The 15319-nt window shown below is 62.5% G+C and carries 14 protein-coding genes; 3 read left to right on the top strand and 11 right to left on the bottom strand.

The features are described from left to right. The 7 genes from OQE62_RS12100 to OQE62_RS12070 form a co-directional block, all read right to left on the bottom strand. Nucleotides 1-804 carry a class I SAM-dependent methyltransferase gene (locus tag OQE62_RS12100; RefSeq protein WP_265722301.1) on the bottom strand — a complete coding sequence of 268 codons (804 nt, stop codon included), beginning with the start codon at nt 802-804 and terminating at the stop codon, nt 1-3. A 134-nt stretch (nt 805-938) separates the two neighbouring features. Continuing rightward, complete coding sequence (locus OQE62_RS12095; protein ID WP_265722300.1) at nt 939-1430, bottom strand: hypothetical protein; 492 nt, start codon at nt 1428-1430, stop codon at nt 939-941. Between the two features lie 343 nt (nt 1431-1773). Next, nucleotides 1774-2238: a hypothetical protein gene (locus OQE62_RS12090; RefSeq protein ID WP_265722299.1), complete on the bottom strand. Its 465-nt coding sequence runs from the start codon at nt 2236-2238 to the stop codon at nt 1774-1776. A gap of 126 nt (nt 2239-2364) precedes the next feature. Next, complete coding sequence (locus OQE62_RS12085; protein ID WP_265722298.1) at nt 2365-3015, bottom strand: OmpA family protein; 651 nt, start codon at nt 3013-3015, stop codon at nt 2365-2367. A 599-nt stretch (nt 3016-3614) separates the two neighbouring features. Next, complete coding sequence (locus tag OQE62_RS12080; protein ID WP_265722297.1) at nt 3615-3833, bottom strand: SlyX family protein; 219 nt, start codon at nt 3831-3833, stop codon at nt 3615-3617. A gap of 254 nt (nt 3834-4087) precedes the next feature. Then, on the bottom strand, nt 4088-5233 hold the full coding sequence (locus OQE62_RS12075) for a serine hydrolase domain-containing protein (protein WP_265722296.1): 1146 nt from the start codon (nt 5231-5233) through the stop codon (nt 4088-4090). A gap of 332 nt (nt 5234-5565) precedes the next feature. Further along, complete coding sequence (locus OQE62_RS12070; RefSeq protein ID WP_265722295.1) at nt 5566-6411, bottom strand: ion transporter; 846 nt, start codon at nt 6409-6411, stop codon at nt 5566-5568. Nucleotides 6412-6592: 181 nt separating this feature from the next. On the opposite strand from OQE62_RS12070, the gene yciH reads away from it, so the two are divergent. Then, nucleotides 6593-6916 carry a stress response translation initiation inhibitor YciH gene (gene yciH / locus OQE62_RS12065; RefSeq protein ID WP_265722294.1) on the top strand — a complete coding sequence of 108 codons (324 nt, stop codon included), beginning with the start codon at nt 6593-6595 and terminating at the stop codon, nt 6914-6916. A gap of 55 nt (nt 6917-6971) precedes the next feature. Here the strand turns inward: yciH and OQE62_RS12060 are convergent, their stop codons facing one another. Continuing rightward, nucleotides 6972-9518 carry a hypothetical protein gene (locus OQE62_RS12060; protein WP_265722293.1) on the bottom strand — a complete coding sequence of 849 codons (2547 nt, stop codon included), beginning with the start codon at nt 9516-9518 and terminating at the stop codon, nt 6972-6974. Between the two features lie 215 nt (nt 9519-9733). Further along, nucleotides 9734-11209, bottom strand: a complete 1476-nt coding sequence (locus OQE62_RS12055) for an alanine/glycine:cation symporter family protein (protein WP_265722292.1) — start codon at nt 11207-11209, stop codon at nt 9734-9736. A gap of 195 nt (nt 11210-11404) precedes the next feature. On the opposite strand from OQE62_RS12055, the gene OQE62_RS12050 reads away from it, so the two are divergent. Both OQE62_RS12050 and greB read left to right on the top strand, forming a co-directional pair. Next, nucleotides 11405-13339: a S9 family peptidase gene (locus OQE62_RS12050; protein WP_265722291.1), complete on the top strand. Its 1935-nt coding sequence runs from the start codon at nt 11405-11407 to the stop codon at nt 13337-13339. A gap of 3 nt (nt 13340-13342) precedes the next feature. Then, the gene (greB, locus tag OQE62_RS12045) at nt 13343-13846 is read left to right on the top strand and encodes a transcription elongation factor GreB (protein WP_265722290.1); all 504 of its coding nucleotides are present in this window, start codon (nt 13343-13345) and stop codon (nt 13844-13846) included. An 84-nt stretch (nt 13847-13930) separates the two neighbouring features. On the opposite strand, the gene OQE62_RS12040 is transcribed toward greB, so the two are convergent. Both OQE62_RS12040 and OQE62_RS12035 read right to left on the bottom strand, forming a co-directional pair. Beyond that, a complete protein-coding gene (locus tag OQE62_RS12040) occupies nt 13931-14803 on the bottom strand; it encodes an SDR family oxidoreductase (RefSeq protein ID WP_265722289.1) in 873 nt (290 codons plus the stop codon). A gap of 36 nt (nt 14804-14839) precedes the next feature. Then, nucleotides 14840-15292 carry a VOC family protein gene (locus tag OQE62_RS12035; RefSeq protein WP_265722288.1) on the bottom strand — a complete coding sequence of 151 codons (453 nt, stop codon included), beginning with the start codon at nt 15290-15292 and terminating at the stop codon, nt 14840-14842. Nucleotides 15293-15319: the final 27 nt, after the last annotated feature.

Genomic DNA, 15319 nt, shown 5'->3' with positions numbered 1-15319 from the left:
CTACCCGGGCACACCGTGTTTGGTATGGATATCAAACCGCCCGGATTTCCCCTCGAAGCTGAGTGACGGTTTTCTGTCGGCGAGAAAGGGGGCATTCCTGGGGCGCTTGACCACAGTGCGGTAATAACAGGCGGCAAAGGCCGGTTCGAGCAATGCGTCGGCGTCTGCATCGCTGCCCACCAGCAGGTGAAACGCGGCCATTTCCTTCTTCACCCTGGCGCTCTTGCCCCGCCCCGGGAACATCGGGTCCAGGTAGACCACCGGCTGCGACTCCGGTGCCTGCCGGAACAGCCACTCCACGGCAGGCAGAGCCGTCTGCTCCAGGCTCAACCGCCCGGCGATAGCGGCCAGTTCGGCGTCACCCTGGGCGGCTTCACGCAGGCGCCGCAGGCCGTCTTCCAGCAGCGCACGCACCACCGGGTTGCGCTCCAACATCAACACTTCGCAGCCCAGCGACGCCAGCACAAAGGCGTCGCGCCCCAGCCCCGCAGTAGCATCGATCACGCGGGGATAGAAACCGCTGCGAATACCCACCGCTTTGGCAATCTGCTGTCCCTTGCCGCCGCCGAATTTGCGCCGGTGTGCAGCCGATCCGCCGACAAAATCCACGAATACCGGCCCCGGCGCCTTGCGGCCGGTGGCGCAGAGCTCTAGCTGCGCACCCAGATACAGCACCTGGGCGGGTGCGTCGATTTCTTCGGGGGAAACACAGTCGAGACAGGGAATATCGAGTTGGACGGCCAGCGCCCGGGCCGCCGACAAACATGCATCACTACTGGCGACGACCGCCAAGGTATCCTTCACATCCGTTCCGTTCATTCAACTATAGCGGGGCGGATGCTACCCCGCCCGGTGGTCGTTACGCAAAGTTCGGTAACAGGTCACCGGAAATACCGGAGCCGCGAGCGTTCGCGGCTCCGGAAGCGGAAGTGACGATCTCAGCTCTGTGGCTCTTCGGACGTGTCGGACGAACCGGAATCCTTTCCCTCCAGTTCTTTCAGCTTTTTGTCCATGGTGTCCACGGCGTCCTCGGCCGCCTTTTTGGTGGCCTCGCCCGCGTCCTCCAGGGCCCTGCCGGCTTCGCCGGCGGCGTCACTGGCAGCATCGCCCACATCGTCGGCGGCGTCCTCGGCGCGCTCCATCACATCCTCGGATGTATCACCGGAGGTAGTACCGCTAGAGGAAGTATCCCCGCCGGGAGGCGCAGTCTCGGGCTGCTCGGGCCTATCGCTGTCCGGAGTAGTGTCCATGCCATCGGGCGGAGGCTCGGTGCCATCCGGCGCGGTGTCCGTATCCCGGTCCCGCTGCATTTCCGTATCCGGCTTGTCGAGGGAATCGTATGCGTCCTTCGCGTCCTGATCGCCGCCTCGCGACATGAAATAGCCGATAATCAGCAGCAAAATTATCAGCGGAAGCAGTAGCTTTTTCATAAACCCACCTTTGACCCCTAGCTGTTGCGTATTGGAGACTGTCTTGGAAAATCGCTCGACCGGATTCCGCCAACTTGAATCGGATCGGGCAGCGATGCTGTGTCCACTTCAGCCGGTTGGCGCCCGGCCTTCCGTCACGACATCTGGCAGCGCGGAAGAAGATGACGCCAATATTGATAAGAATAACTCGCCAAGGGGGTTATTCAAGGAACATTGTTCCTCGAGTCAAGGCCGGATTGCTGTATTGAAAGTCGGGATTAGAACCGGGAATTATGAGCGACTGGTGGCTGAATAGGTGTGAGAATGTCGCGAAACTGCGCTGCAGGCCACTCTCCACTCACCCCTAGCCGCTAACCGCCTGCTCAAGCTGCGCCAGCAGGGCACCGGCCTCAGCTTCCGGCACCGCTGCGTCGCAACTGCGCAGTTGCAGGCGACCAAAGCTGTCGGGGCTGGCAAAGATCAGGTAGCTGGCACCCTTCCGCAACTTCCGGTCGCAGTCCTGGAGTCCCACGCGAAAGGCGATCAGGCGGTTGGCCTCCCCTTTCCATACCTGCCTGGAGACGGCGGAGTACACATAACCCAAAACCGCCGTCATGCCCGCTTCGGACAGGGCATTGTCGACATCGCGGTGGATACCGGCAATCTGCACCTGGGCCACCAGTTCGGCTTCGGCAAATCGAGGGCCCAGCTTATCCCCGGCAACAGCCTCCGCCTCTCCGGCAGCAACCGGCGCCAGGCTGCCGAGGCCGATACCGCACAACAGGCCCAGAATGAAATGGCGTATCCTTACAGCCGATGCTTTGCTCACCACGCTGAACTCTCCGGTTATCCCTGCCGTTAACCCCCGAACGCCCTGCAGGAACGACAGCGAACAGCGCCAGGGCTGTTCGCATCCGCCCACAAAAAAGGGCACCGCAGTGCCCTTCATCTCATATTACTTCAGCGGTAGCAACTCCAACTCTACCCGGCGATTCGCCTGGCGACCGGCATCGGTGTCATTGCCCGCCAGCGGGTAGCGTTCGCCGTAGCCCACTGCCTGCACACGACCGCTGGCAACACCGCGGCCGGTAAAGAAGTTGGCGACAGAGCTGGCGCGGCGCTCGCTCAGCGTCTGGTTGTAGACGTCCGAGCCGGTGCTGTCGGTATGGCCGCTGACGCGGATGGCGGTCTGGTCAAACTCCTTCAGGACCACTACCACCGAATCCAGCGTGCCGTGGAAATCGCTGCGGATATCGGCGCGATCGGTAGCAAAGGTGATGTTGCCGGGCATGATCAGGCGGATATTGTCACCCTCGCGCTGGACCCTGACACCGGTGCTTTCCAGTCGCTTGCGCAGGGCCATTTCCTGGCGATCCATGTAATGGCCGATTCCACCGCCGATGGCGGCACCGCCCACGGCACCGGTAATGGCACCTTTCTTGCGGTCGCTGTCACTGGCAGTAGCCGCACCGATAATGGCCCCGGCAACTGCACCGGCCCCGGCACCCTTGGCCGTATTACTGGTTTTACTTTCCCCCGTATAGGGATCCAGGGTGGTACAGCCTACCAGTGAGCCCAGTGCGAGAATTGCTACCCATTTTTTCATCAAGCTTCTCCTAACGCTTTAATCGGTGAAAGGGTGTCGAGACGGTTGGAACCCGCCCGTATTTGGTTGGAAGTATCTCCGGAAACAGCTGACTGGCAGCTGAACCGATCGCTTCTTTTTCGGGATCGAAGATTAGGCTTAAACGCATTCCGGGTCTAGGAGCCAGTCCCCATTTCCCGAAGCCGGAGCGCCGGAAATCAAAGAGACGACGGAATTGTGAAGCGCCACACTGCCTGACAAGTCGTTCGATTTATTCCACAGAAACTGTGGATAACTCTGTGCACTGTTCACCGGCAGAGAGCGCCAGACGGCACGATTCCTCGACTTCAGCAGTTTGCACAATTTTTGAACCGTCAAATTTTCCCCATAAAAAACAACAAGTTAGCCATCTATCGCGCTTCAGTGCGCCACTTATCCCTATGTTATCGCCTGTAACGACAGTGGCACCTTCTCCATGTGGAAAAGTTTGTCAAGGCTTGACTGCAGAGAAGAAACTCTTTTTTAAGAAAAAATCCTGATTAGCAGCCACTCTAACTTGTTTGTTCACGTATTAGGGTACTTCCGTACCACGATAGCCTTCCCGCTGGAAACCGATTCCCTCAATAGTGAGGCGGTTTTTCCCCGCCGGGGCCCCGCAGTTCGGAAGTCAGATCCCGAAACCTGTCGCCGAGTTCCCTTAGCCGCTCCACCATAGCGCGAATCTGTCCATCCTGGGTGGCAATGACTTCATTGAGTTGTGCCAGGGTATCCTCCTGGAAGGCCACGCGGGTTTCCAGCTCTTCGACTCTCGCTTCCAGCTCTGCCTGCTGCCGATCCATCCGGTACCTCCTAGCCCGGATATTTCACCAAGCCGCTTGATATTTAATTTAACTCGTTGTTTTCCAAGTGTTTCGCTACTTCTTCGCGGACACCAAATGTCACCGGTCATCGCTGGCCGCGCCCTCGCTTGATCTCTGCACGCTCAGCGCATTTTTGCGGCTAATACGTGAACCAGCATGCATGTACGCCGCAAAAATGCACTGAACGCACAGACCTCGGCGCGATCATCGCGGCCCCTGGTGAAATATCCGGGCTAGAGCAACTTGTACAGCTGCTCGACCAACTTGACCGAGCGGCGATCCATAAACAGGCTCTGCCCCAGGCGCGTGGTGACGTAACCACAGCCGATTTCCCGCTCGGGATCGGCAAAACCCACACTGCCTCCGGCGCCGGGATGGCCGAAACCCCGTTCGCCACCGAAATGCAGATCCGCCGCCCGGCCGCTGCGGATAACACCACAGCCAAAACTGATCTCGGCCTGCAACACGGCGTCGCGATCGCAACTCTGCTCCCGCGCCATCTCGGCAACCAGCTCCGGAGTCAGCAGCGACGGCCGCTCCAGGGCCAGGGCGCCGTATACGGTGGCCAGGTCGCGGGCGCTGAAGTGGCCGTTGGCGGCGGGAATGATGGCCCCGCGCCAATCGTCGCTGTTGGTACCCATCATCAGGCTGACCGGGTTGGTAAAGGCCATGCCCACCGGCCCCTGCCGGTCTTCCTTGATCGCGCGGCCTATGGCGTTCTCGCGCAATTCAGGCAGCGGCTTTTTGAGCGGTCCCACATCGGCAATACGGGTGGCCCGATGCCCTTTGGCACCGTAACCACCGTCCAGTTCCAGCGGCTCCGCCAGACCCTCGCGGTAGAGCTCCGGCAGGCTTTTGCCACTCGCCCGCTCCAGCAGCCCGCCCAGGGACCAGCCGTAGAGGAAAGGGGCATACCCCTGCCGCGAGCCCGGCGGCCACCAGGGTTCGGAGGCGGCGACCTGTTCGCAGGCCGCCTGCCAGTCGTAGATCAGGGAATCCGGCACCCGCTCGCGAAAGGCCACCAGGCCCGCGCGGTGGCAGAGCAGTTGGCGCGGGGTGATGCCCCCCTTGCCGGCCGCGGCGAATTCCGGCCAGTAGTCCGCCACCGGCCGGTCCAGGTCCAGCTGCCCCGCCGCCACCTGCTGCAGCGCCAATACGGCCAGAATCCCCTTGGACGAGGAAAACACATTGGCGAGGGTATCCTCGGTATAGGGTGTCTGTCCGTCGCGATCGGCACTGCCGGCCCACAGTGACACGATCAGTTCGCCACCCCGGCGCACTGCAAAGGCGGCGCCGCTGTCACCGCTGTGTCGGAAGTTGTCGGCAAAGGTGTCGTAGAGGGATTCCAGACCGGGAGCGCAAAAACCGTAAATCTCCATGGGTACCTTTTCAGCAGTAAAATCGAGGCGGAAGAGTAGTGACTTCTGCCGGCGGGCGCAATCCGTAGTACGAGAGCCTTATGGACCGCTTGTAAAGTTCGGAAACAAAGGAGCACAGCCAAGNGGAAGAGTAGTGACTTCTGCCGGCGGGCGCAATCCGTAGTACGAGAGCCTTATGGACCGCTTGTAAAGTTCGGAAACAAAGGAGCACAGCCAAGGCGCTCAGATCAAGGCGAGAAAGCGCTGGAATAGCAGCGTTATTTCAAGCTTTCTCAACGAAGAGCCGGGCGCTTTGGCGCAGCGAACTGTTTGCGAACTTCCCGTACGGCACACTAGCCCTCTTCCCGCGCCCCGTGCAGATCGTGCAACTCAGCCAGTTTGTAGCCACAGTACTTACAGTACTCGGAATCCACATCGTGTCCCGCGCGGCTGCAGTTGTCACAGCGGTGCAGGGTGCGCTCGTGGCGCATTTCCGTGGCCAGCTCTGCGGTTACCAGCCCGGTGGGTACCGCGATGATCGAGTAGCCGATCAGTGTCGTCGCCGCGGCGATTGCCTGCCCGAAGGCGGTCTGCGGCACTATGTCCCCATAACCGACGGTAGTGATGGTGACGATTGCCCAGTAAATGCTCTTGGGGATACTGGTGAAACCGTGTTGTGGCTGCTCCACCACGAACATCAGGGCCCCGAAAATAATGCACAGCACCAGCATGCTGGCGTAGAAAACGAGGATCTTGCGCCGCGCCTGCCACAGCGAGCGCCCCAGCAGATTGGCATCGCGCAGATAGCGCACCAGCTTGAGAATGCGGAAGATGCGCAGTACCCGCAGCAGGCGTACCACCAGCAGATAGCTGGCACCGGTAAACACCAGCGCCAGGTAACTGGGAAGGATGGCCAGCAGATCGACGACCCCGTAAAAACTGAAGACATAGGAGCGGCGATCCACGGCGCAGTAGATGCGCAACAGGTACTCCACCGTAAACAGCGCGGTAAAAACCCATTCCAGGATGAAAAACAGCTCGCCGTAGTAGCCGGCAATACTCTCCACCGACACCAGCAACACCAGCAGGACGCTGGCCAGGATAGTCCAGATCAGGATCACGTCGAAGTACTTGCCGGCCGGTGTATCCGTGCCGAAAATGATTTCGTTGAGCTGCTTGCGCCTGCCCGTCAGTGGCATAGTTTCCTCCCGCAAAGCCGAACTATAGCGCCCGCCCTACACTTCTGCTAGCCCGGATATTTTACCAGCTGCCTTATCTTCAGGGCCTAACACCCGGATGAAATAGCCGGGCCACGTCTTAACAAAGTCCCCGTGTTGGCAGTACCCTTACTCTTTCGGCATCCCATAGAGTTCAGCAGCAATGAAGAAAGAAAACCGCCTCGTCTACTCCACCGATCGCGGCCGCGTCAAGGAAGACCCCAAGCCGGAGAAGCGCCGCGAGGGCGACGACATCGTGCGGATCCAACGGGAGACCAAGGGCCGCAAGGGAAAGGGGGTAACCTGCGTGCGCGGGTTACCGGGTACCGATGCGGAGCTGAAGCTGCTGCTGGCAGAGCTAAAGAAACGCTGCGGTTGCGGCGGCGCACTGAAGGAAGGCGCAATCGAGATTCAGGGCGACAAACGCGCCGAGGTCAAGGCACTATTGGAAGCGAAGGATTTCAAGGTCAAGCTGGCTGGAGGCTAGTGGGTGGTGAGCGGTGAGAAGAGAGTCGGCGCCCGTCGCCGGCCGCTAACCACAATCACTCCCCACTGACCCTCAACAGTCGCAGTGGGCGAATATCCATCTGTGCTTCCCGCTGCAGACAGCGCTGCAGCAGCTTCGCCAGTTGAATGCGATAGTGCTCCGCTATCGCCGCACTGGCACCTTTGCAGCGCAACTCCATCGCCTGCAGCGCATCCAGGATCCCGCGCCGTTCGGTCGGCAGCTCCGGGGCTTCCGCCCTGCCCACTCGCTGCTCCAGCGCCCCGGCGAGCCCCAGTTTCCGCAGCGTGGCCGAATTGTCGACGGCGGCAGTGGCGAGCTGCAACTCCTTCGATGCCAGCGCGTAAAACTTCTGCACCAGTTCCCGCTGCGATCCGGCCGGGCTCACGCCGTCGATCACAAGGCCGAGAACAGCCGCGTAGTGATCGAGCTTTTCCAGGTGTGCCTGCAATGGCCGATAGGCTTCGAGCCGTTTCACCTGCGCCTGCGCCGCCTGCCGTTCGTCGCCGGACATGGATTCCACCGCGCGCCGGGCGCGCAGGTAAAAGACACGGAAAACCTGATCCAGCTGCGACTGTATTTCCTCGCGGCGCACGCGGTTGTCCCTGGCGCTTTCGTCGGCAGCCGCCGGCGTGGCGCCGCTGAGACAGTAGTCCCGCGGCTGGATCCCGGCCTGGATCCGGATCAGGCCGCCGCCGAGGTGGATGGCCACCCCCCGGTCGCGCAGATCCCCCAGGCGCCGCTGCAGGTCGCGCACCTCTACCAGTTTGCCGCGCAACCAGTCGACTGCGGCCTGCAGGTCCATCCCCGCCAGCTCTTCACTGGCGGGCAGCTGCTGCGGCAGCAGCCCCTGCAGGGGGATCCGGTTGAAATATTCCCCCAGTACCTGCAGCGACTGCTCGGCCTCTCTACTCGCCTGGAGCAGCTGCCGGTTGTCCACCGGCCGGCTCCCGTCGTCGGCGACGACGGCACTGGTGGACTGCCGCCATTCAGGCAGCCGCTCGATCAGTTTCTGCACGGAGAATTCCCGCTCGATCAGCGCCGGCAACTGCAGGTCTTCCACCCGCGCCACTCTCTCGCTGTCCGCCGCCTGGGCACTGTCCCAAGCGTCCGAGGTCTGCGACATGGCCAGCTCGATATTCGAGCGGGTTTCATCGTCGAGATGCTGCAATGTCCAGTGGATTGCCTCAGGGTAGTCCGCCAGCCGCTGGCCGGCGATCGCTGCCTCGCGATTGATCCCGGCCACCACCAGCTCCGCATGCACCAGTTGGTGCCACTTTTCGGCGAAACGCGCGAAACCGTCGCTGCCGAGAAGCCGCGCCGCACAGCTATCGCCGCGGTACTCCAGCCGCCGCGCCACCGGAGCCGTCAGCCGCCGATGCAGGTTCAACAGGCGGTCGACGACCGGCACCATCGCGCTGCCGCAGGCGGCGAGTGCGCGATCCAGCGGCCGCAGGAACCCGGCTACCCCGCCCTGCGGCGCCACCGCCGTGCGCTCGTTCTCGAACGCCCACTGCATCAACTGCAGGCGGCGCGCAGAACCCAGCACCAGCAGCGCGGTAAAACCGCGCAGCCTGCCGCAATAGATGCCCGCGGCGCGGGCCACCAGGGCGGCGAGCTCACTGCCGGACAGGGAACAGACGGCCCCCAGGCCCAGTTTCAGCGACAGCCGCCGGGCAAGCAGGTCGGCCGGTCGCACCCGCTCCGCGACCACTTCGGCGCCCGCATACAGGGAGAGCCGGGCGGGAATGGGCAGACCGGTCTTCTGTGCCAGCACTTCCAGCAACAAGTAGAGGCCCCGCGCATCACCGCGTTTCAGGGGCATGCCGCCCTGCCCGGCCGCATCGTATTTCCCCGCGGCGAAAAAGGGCCACAGCAGCAACAGCGCCACAAACCCGATCAGCAGCAGACTGATCAAACACCCGATAGCGACCATTGGGCCGAATTCACCGGCCATGGCCGATTGGGGCAATCGCCACAGGGCGCGGAAGGCGCTGTAGCTGCAGAATGCCGCCAGCAGCACGAACAGGCCGGGCACCAGCGCCGCTGCCACAGCGCCGAGCAGCAGCTGCACCCGTTCCAGCACCGATTCGCCGGTGCCCACCTCGATATCGGCAAAGAGGGCTTCCACCTGTGCCCGCGCCCGGTCACCGCCTTCCCGCTCGCTATCTGCCTGCCTGGAGGCGCGCCGCCCGGCCGTTTGCATGGGTTCTGCCTTTGCGACATCCGGCTTTACCGCGGGGGAGACACCCGGCGCATCTTTCACTACCGTTTTCGCTGGCGGGGTGCTGCGAGCGCGACGCTTGCGGGAGAAATCCAGCTTGGCCAACAGGGCGCGGTTATCGAATTTGCCCGCCGGGAAGACATCCACGCGCAGGCCGATTTTCTGCAGCCGGGTCTGGTACTCCACAACCTGCTTCGAGGTGAGACCATCCTTGATCACCCAGCCCTTCAGCAGAAGGCGCCGCGCCTGTGCGGCGGGAATGGAAAAGCTCCGCACCGCCTCCTGCACCACCTCCACCGACGGTTTGGAGCGCAGGGTTTTCCCCGCGGAAACGACTTGGAACATTTCCTGGCCAGGCATAGCGAACTCCGGTAGGGGTGGCAGAGCAGTCGGAGCCTAAAAGATTCCCCCGGCGCGCGGTGCGCACTGGTTCTCACCGCCACCGGATGCCCGCGGCCGCAACCCCGGAAAGGAGCAGGCCAGCACAGCTAGAGCGTGAAACAGATCGCTATCGGCCCAATTACTTGTCTATCGGCGACAGCCCACATGCCTCAGTCCGCGTCCCGCATTCCGCATTAATCTCTGCCGCCCCAGACATCGTGCTCCACCCCCTCGATATCGTATTTGCGCGCATCGAACACCGGCTCGACCACGCCCCGCGCCCGCTGCTCCTCGTAGTCGCTGAATACCTTGAAGGCGACACCGGACAGCAACAGGATGGCGAACAGGTTGGCAGAAGCCATGAAGCCCATGGACATATCCGCCATATTCCACAGCAGCGCGAAATTTTCCGACTTGCCGCTGTAGGCCACCCAGGCGCCGAAGAGGATAAACAGGATATAGAGAACGCGATAGCAGAAGATGGAGGTGCGGGTATGCCAGAGGAAGAAAATATTGGTCTCGGCATAGTAGTAGTTCGCGATGATGGAAGTGAAGGCAAAAAACAACAGTGCCAGTGCAATGAAGCTGCCGCCGAGCGCGCCGACCTCGCTGGACAGCGCATCCTGGGTCAACGTCACCCCCTCCATGTTGCCCACCATATACACATCCGACAGCAGGATGATCGCCGCCGTGGCGGTGCAGATCACGATGGTATCGAGAAATACCGACGCCATCTGCACATAACCCTGAACCACCGGGTGTTTCACGTCCGCCGCCGCCCCCACATTGGGCGAAGACCCCATCCCCGCTTCATTGGAGAAGAGCCCGCGCTTGATACCATTGGCCACCACGGCACCGAAAGTACCCGCCCCCGCCTCTTCGTAGCCGAAAGCATTACCGAATATCTGCAGCAGCACTGCCGGAATATGTTCCAGGTTGATGGCAATCACCACCACCGCAATGGCGATATAGACCAGCGCCATGAACGGAACCACGATGCCGGCGAAACGGCCAATGGAGTGAATGCCGCCGAAAACGATGCTCGCCGCCAGCATTGCCACCAGGGCCCCCACCAACAGCGGATTGACACCCCATGCGCCGTGGACCGCCGAGGACATGGCGTTGGACTGCACCGCATTGAAGAAGAAGCCGAAACAGAACACCAGGAAGATGGAAAATAACACCGACAGCCACTTCCACTTCCTGCCCAGCCCCTTTTCGATATAGTAAGCGGGCCCGCCGCGAAAGGTGCCCTTCTCCTCGCCGCGCACCTTGTAGGTCTGCGCCAGGGTATTCTCGACAAAACTGGTCGCCATCCCCACCCAGGCCACAATCCACATCCAGAAGACCGCACCCGGTCCACCGACGGTGATCGCCACCGCCACGCCGGCGATATTGCCCGTGCCCACGCGCGCCGCAGCGCTGGTGGCAAACGCCTGGAAGGAACTGACCGAATCCTCGTGCTCCTTCCTGAAGCTGCGCTTCATCACCCCGATCATATGGCCGAACGAGCGGAACTGGATAAAGCGGCTGCGCCAGGTAAAGTAGAGACCCGCCGGCAACAACGCCGCGATCAGTATTCCCAACCACCAGATACCGCCAATGCCGCCCCAGGTAATCGCGCTGCCCCAACCGATCAGGCTCGACAGGGTATCCAGAAAAGCTTGCATCGCGCGCTCCCGCTCGAAGAATACAGCTGGCGCAGAAATATACGCTCCCAGTAAGACTAGCCGATGGGCAGGAGGGAGAAAGGGCGGCCCGTGTCCCGGCGGTCAGCGAGACCTTCACCGGCGGGCTGACTACAGTTGTACCGCGCCGACAGGCTCGGCAAAATGCGCCGCAAATCGAGAGAAGGATCCGAGATCATGAGTGTGCAGACAGCCCCCTACGGCAGCTGGAAATCCGCCATCGACGCCGACCTGCTGGTACAGGGCAGCGTGCGGCTGAGCGAAGCGGCGCTGGTGGACGGCCGCTACTACTGGCTGGAATCGCGCCCGGCGGAAAAGGGCCGCTCGGTACTGGTGCAGCACTGCCCGCAACAGGGCCGCCGGGACGCGATTCCCGCACCGCTGAGCATCCGCTCCAAGGCCCACGAATACGGCGGCGCCAGCTATCTGGTGGACGGCGACCATGTCTATTTCGCACTGGCGGAGGACCAGCGCCTCTACCGCCTGGAGATAGGCAGCCAGGTACCCGAGCCACTGACCGCCGAGGGGCCCTACCGCTACGCCGACCTGCAACTGGACCGCAAACGCGGGCGGTTGCTCTGCGTGCAGGAGGATTTTTCCGGCGAGGGCGAAGCCCGGGCGCGAATCCTGGCGATCGACCTCCGCAGCGGCGCCGATGCCGAGCCCGAGGTGCTCGCCGAGGGGGCCGACTTCTATTCCAATCCCACACTGGACCCGGCGGGCGACAGGCTCTGCTTCCTGCGCTGGCAGCATCCCAACATGCCCTGGGACGGCACCGAACTGTGCCTGGCGGAAATCGACCCGGACGGCTCGCCGGTCGATATGCGGGTGGTCGCCGGCGGCGACGGCGAATCTGTCTTCCAGCCGCAGTGGTCCCCCGGTGGCGAACTCTTCTACGTCTCCGATCGCAGCAACTGGTGGAATATCTACCGCCTGGGCGAAGATGAACCCCTGTGGCGGAAAAAAGCCGAGTTTGCCACGCCCCAGTGGGTGTTCGGCATGTCCACCTACGGCTTCCTGAGCGACGGCGAAATCCTCTGCACCTACACCTGCGAGGGCCGCTGGCACCTGGCCACAATCGATACGCGCGACCGCAGCCACAAGGTCATCGAGCAGCCCTACTGCGCTATCGAGAGCCTGCGCTGCGAGAGCCCGGACCGCGGCGCGGTGATGATCGCCGCCGGTTCCAGCCGCTTCCCGGCCGTGGTCGGTTTCGATCACCGCACCGGCGAATTCACCACCATCGCCAGCAGCAACAGCAACGCACTGCCGGAAGAACTGTTTTCCCGCGCCCAGGCCATCGAATTTCCCGCCGGGGAACGGCATGTGCACGGCTTTTACTATTCGCCGGAGAACCCGGACTTCGAGGCCCCGGAGGGCGACCGGCCACCCCTGATCGTGTTCAGCCACGGCGGCCCCACCGGCGCCGCCTCCGCCGGCCTCAACCTCAAGATCCAGTACTGGACCAGCCGCGGCTTCGCGATCCTGGATGTCAACTACTCCGGCAGCACCGGCTACGGCCGCGACTACCGCGAGCGCCTCAAAGGCAACTGGGGCGTCGTCGATGTAGAGGATGTCTGCGCCGGCGCCGAATACCTGGTGAGCAAGGGCCTGGCGGATCCGGAGCGCCTGCTGATCAAGGGCGGCTCCGCCGGCGGCTACACGGTACTGGCCGCCCTCACCTTTCACGACACCTTCAAGGCCGGCGCCAGCCACTACGGCATCGGCGACCTCACCACCCTGGCGCGGGACACCCACAAGTTTGAATCCCGCTACCTCGACAAACTCGTGGGTCCCTGGCCGGCGGCCGAAGCCGTCTACCGCGAACGCTCACCGATCGAGCATGTGGAACGGCTCAATTGCCCGGTCATTTTCTTCCAGGGGCTGGAGGACAAGGTGGTGCCGCCCAACCAGGCGGAAACCATGGTCAACGCACTGAAACAACAGGGCCTGCCCGTGGCCTATATCACCTTTCCGCAGGAGGGCCACGGCTTCCGCGGCGGCGACAGCATCAAGATGGCACTGGAGGGCGAGCTGGAATTCTACAGCCGTATTTTTAACTTCCCGCTGCCACAAGCCGGCCCCGGCATCACCATAGAGAACCTGGATTGACCCATGGGCAGATGGAGACCACCGCGCCGGCGCGGTTCCCGCTATATCACCCCCGAGGGCGCCCGGCGTATGCGCGCAGAGGCCAAACACCTGTGGGAGGAAGAGCGCCCGCGGGTGACCCAGGCGGTGAGCGACGCCGCCAAGCAGGGCGACCGCTCGGAAAATGCCGACTATATCTACGGCAAAAAGCGCCTGCGGGAAATCGACAGCCGCGTGCGCTTCCTCACCAAGCGCCTGGAGGAAATCACCGTTGTCGACCAGATCCCGGACGACCGGGAAAAAGTCTTCTTCGGTGCCTGGGTGACACTCGAGGACGACGACGGCAATACCGTCACCTACCGCATCGTCGGTCCCGATGAGTTCGATGTAAAAGCGGGATTGATCTCCATGGACTCGCCGGTGGCGCGTGCACTGCTGGGCCGGCGGCTGGACGACGACGTGGAGTTGCGAGTCGGTGAGCGGTGGGTGACGCACTATGTGGTGGATATTCGCTACGAGGAGCCATAGAGGCACAACTTGTGCGTTCGCCCCTTTTCTTGGTGCTGATGAGGTGACCCAGTGGCGGTTCGGTCTCGACAGCAGCCCTACGAATCAGGTCTCGATAAACCCACCGCCATTCGGATGAATCACCTGGCCGGTCAGGTAGGAGGCATCCTCGCTGGCCAGGAAGACAAAGCAGGTCGCCACTTCGCAGGGCTGGCCGGCGCGCCCCAGGGGCGTGTCGCCGCCGAAGTCCTCCACCCGGTCGGCGCCGAAGGTGGCCGGGATCAGCGGTGTCCAGATGGGCCCCGGAGCCACCGCGTTGACGCGGAGCCCCCGCCCTGCCACCGCCATGGCCAGGGAGCGGGTATAACTGACGATGGCGCCCTTGGTACTCGAGTAATCGATCAGGTGATCGCTGCCGCGATAGGCAGTGACCGAGGTGGTATTCAGAATCACGCCACCGTCCCGCAGCACCTTCAGCGCCGCGCGGGTGAAATAGTGATAGCTGAACAGGTTGGTGGCGAAGGTATCCCGCAACTGCTCGTCGTCGATCTCTTCCGGCGCCTCCCGCGGATGCTGCTCGGCGGCGTTGTTGACCAGGATATCCAGCCGCCCCAGCTGATCCTCTGTCTCGGCAACGCAATGGCCACAGAAGGCGGAATCGCGGATGTCGCCCCGCAACAGCACGCAGCGCCGTCCCTCCGCCTCCACCAGCCCGGCGGTTTTCTGCGCATCCCGATCCTCCTCGAGGTAAACGAGGGCGATATCCGCCCCCTCGCGGGCAAAGTGTACGGACACGGCGCGGCCGATACCGCTGTCGCCGCCGGTGATCAGGGCCACCTTATCCCGCAGCTTGCCCGAACCGCGATAGTTGTCGCGGATGTAAACCGGCCTCGGCTGCATCTCGTACTCGCGCCCGGGCTGGCGGGACTGGCTCTGGGGCGGGCGCTTCTGATGCTGTCTGTCGAAGTCTTCGGTCATGCTATGGGTTCCTGTCAACGGCCCTGTCCGCGCGCATCACAGCTCGATTCCCTTGTTGCGCAACTGCTCCAACGCATCGCCGGTTTTGCGGATCTCCGCCCTGCCCAGCGATGCCAGAATCTGCGGATGCTTGATGAACTGAATCTCGCGGTAATCGACGATCTGCCAGCGATTCCCGGAGGGATCGTGGAAGTCGAGAAAGCGCTCGCTGACGATCGGGATATCCCGCGCCTGCAGGCGTGCTTCTACCTCCGCCTTGTCGTCGACCACCAGGCCGAAATGGCGATGCCCGTCCCTGCCCGGCTCTATCGACTCAAACAGTGCCAGAAACTGGTCGCCTAGCTCGATAAACGCCATTCCCTCGCCCCGGCCGCGCAGCTCGAAGCGGAACAGCTGGTCGAGAAAGTCCAGCTCCTCGTCGATATCGCGCACGTCCAGCGCCACATGGTTGATGCCCAGGGCAACGGGTTTGACTTCTCTCTCCGGCATGGTCAGTTCCCACTTTGTCGATCGGCG

The organism is Microbulbifer halophilus, assembly GCF_026183675.1.
In the GTDB taxonomy this organism is placed as follows: Bacteria; Pseudomonadota; Gammaproteobacteria; order Pseudomonadales; family Cellvibrionaceae; genus Microbulbifer; species Microbulbifer halophilus.
This window is presented reverse-complemented; position numbering and strand designations above follow the sequence as displayed.

Excerpts from the sequence above, each read along its gene's own strand:
- OQE62_RS12095 (WP_265722300.1), bottom strand. The coding sequence starts at position 1,430 with ATGAAAAAGCTACTGCTTCCGCTGATAATTTTGCTGCTGATTATCGGC.
- OQE62_RS12085 (WP_265722298.1), bottom strand. The coding sequence starts at position 3,015 with ATGAAAAAATGGGTAGCAATTCTCGCACTGGGCTCACTGGTAGGCTGT.
- OQE62_RS12080 (WP_265722297.1), bottom strand. The coding sequence starts at position 3,833 with ATGGATCGGCAGCAGGCAGAGCTGGAAGCGAGAGTCGAAGAGCTGGAA.
- OQE62_RS12075 (WP_265722296.1), bottom strand. The coding sequence starts at position 5,233 with ATGGAGATTTACGGTTTTTGCGCTCCCGGTCTGGAATCCCTCTACGAC.
- OQE62_RS12070 (WP_265722295.1), bottom strand. The coding sequence starts at position 6,411 with ATGCCACTGACGGGCAGGCGCAAGCAGCTCAACGAAATCATTTTCGGC.
- yciH (WP_265722294.1), top strand. The coding sequence starts at position 6,593 with ATGAAGAAAGAAAACCGCCTCGTCTACTCCACCGATCGCGGCCGCGTC.
- OQE62_RS12060 (WP_265722293.1), bottom strand. The coding sequence starts at position 9,518 with ATGCCTGGCCAGGAAATGTTCCAAGTCGTTTCCGCGGGGAAAACCCTG.
- OQE62_RS12055 (WP_265722292.1), bottom strand. The coding sequence starts at position 11,209 with ATGCAAGCTTTTCTGGATACCCTGTCGAGCCTGATCGGTTGGGGCAGC.
- OQE62_RS12050 (WP_265722291.1), top strand. The coding sequence starts at position 11,405 with ATGAGTGTGCAGACAGCCCCCTACGGCAGCTGGAAATCCGCCATCGAC.
- greB (WP_265722290.1), top strand. The coding sequence starts at position 13,343 with ATGGGCAGATGGAGACCACCGCGCCGGCGCGGTTCCCGCTATATCACC.
- OQE62_RS12040 (WP_265722289.1), bottom strand. The coding sequence starts at position 14,803 with ATGACCGAAGACTTCGACAGACAGCATCAGAAGCGCCCGCCCCAGAGC.
- OQE62_RS12035 (WP_265722288.1), bottom strand. The coding sequence starts at position 15,292 with ATGCCGGAGAGAGAAGTCAAACCCGTTGCCCTGGGCATCAACCATGTG.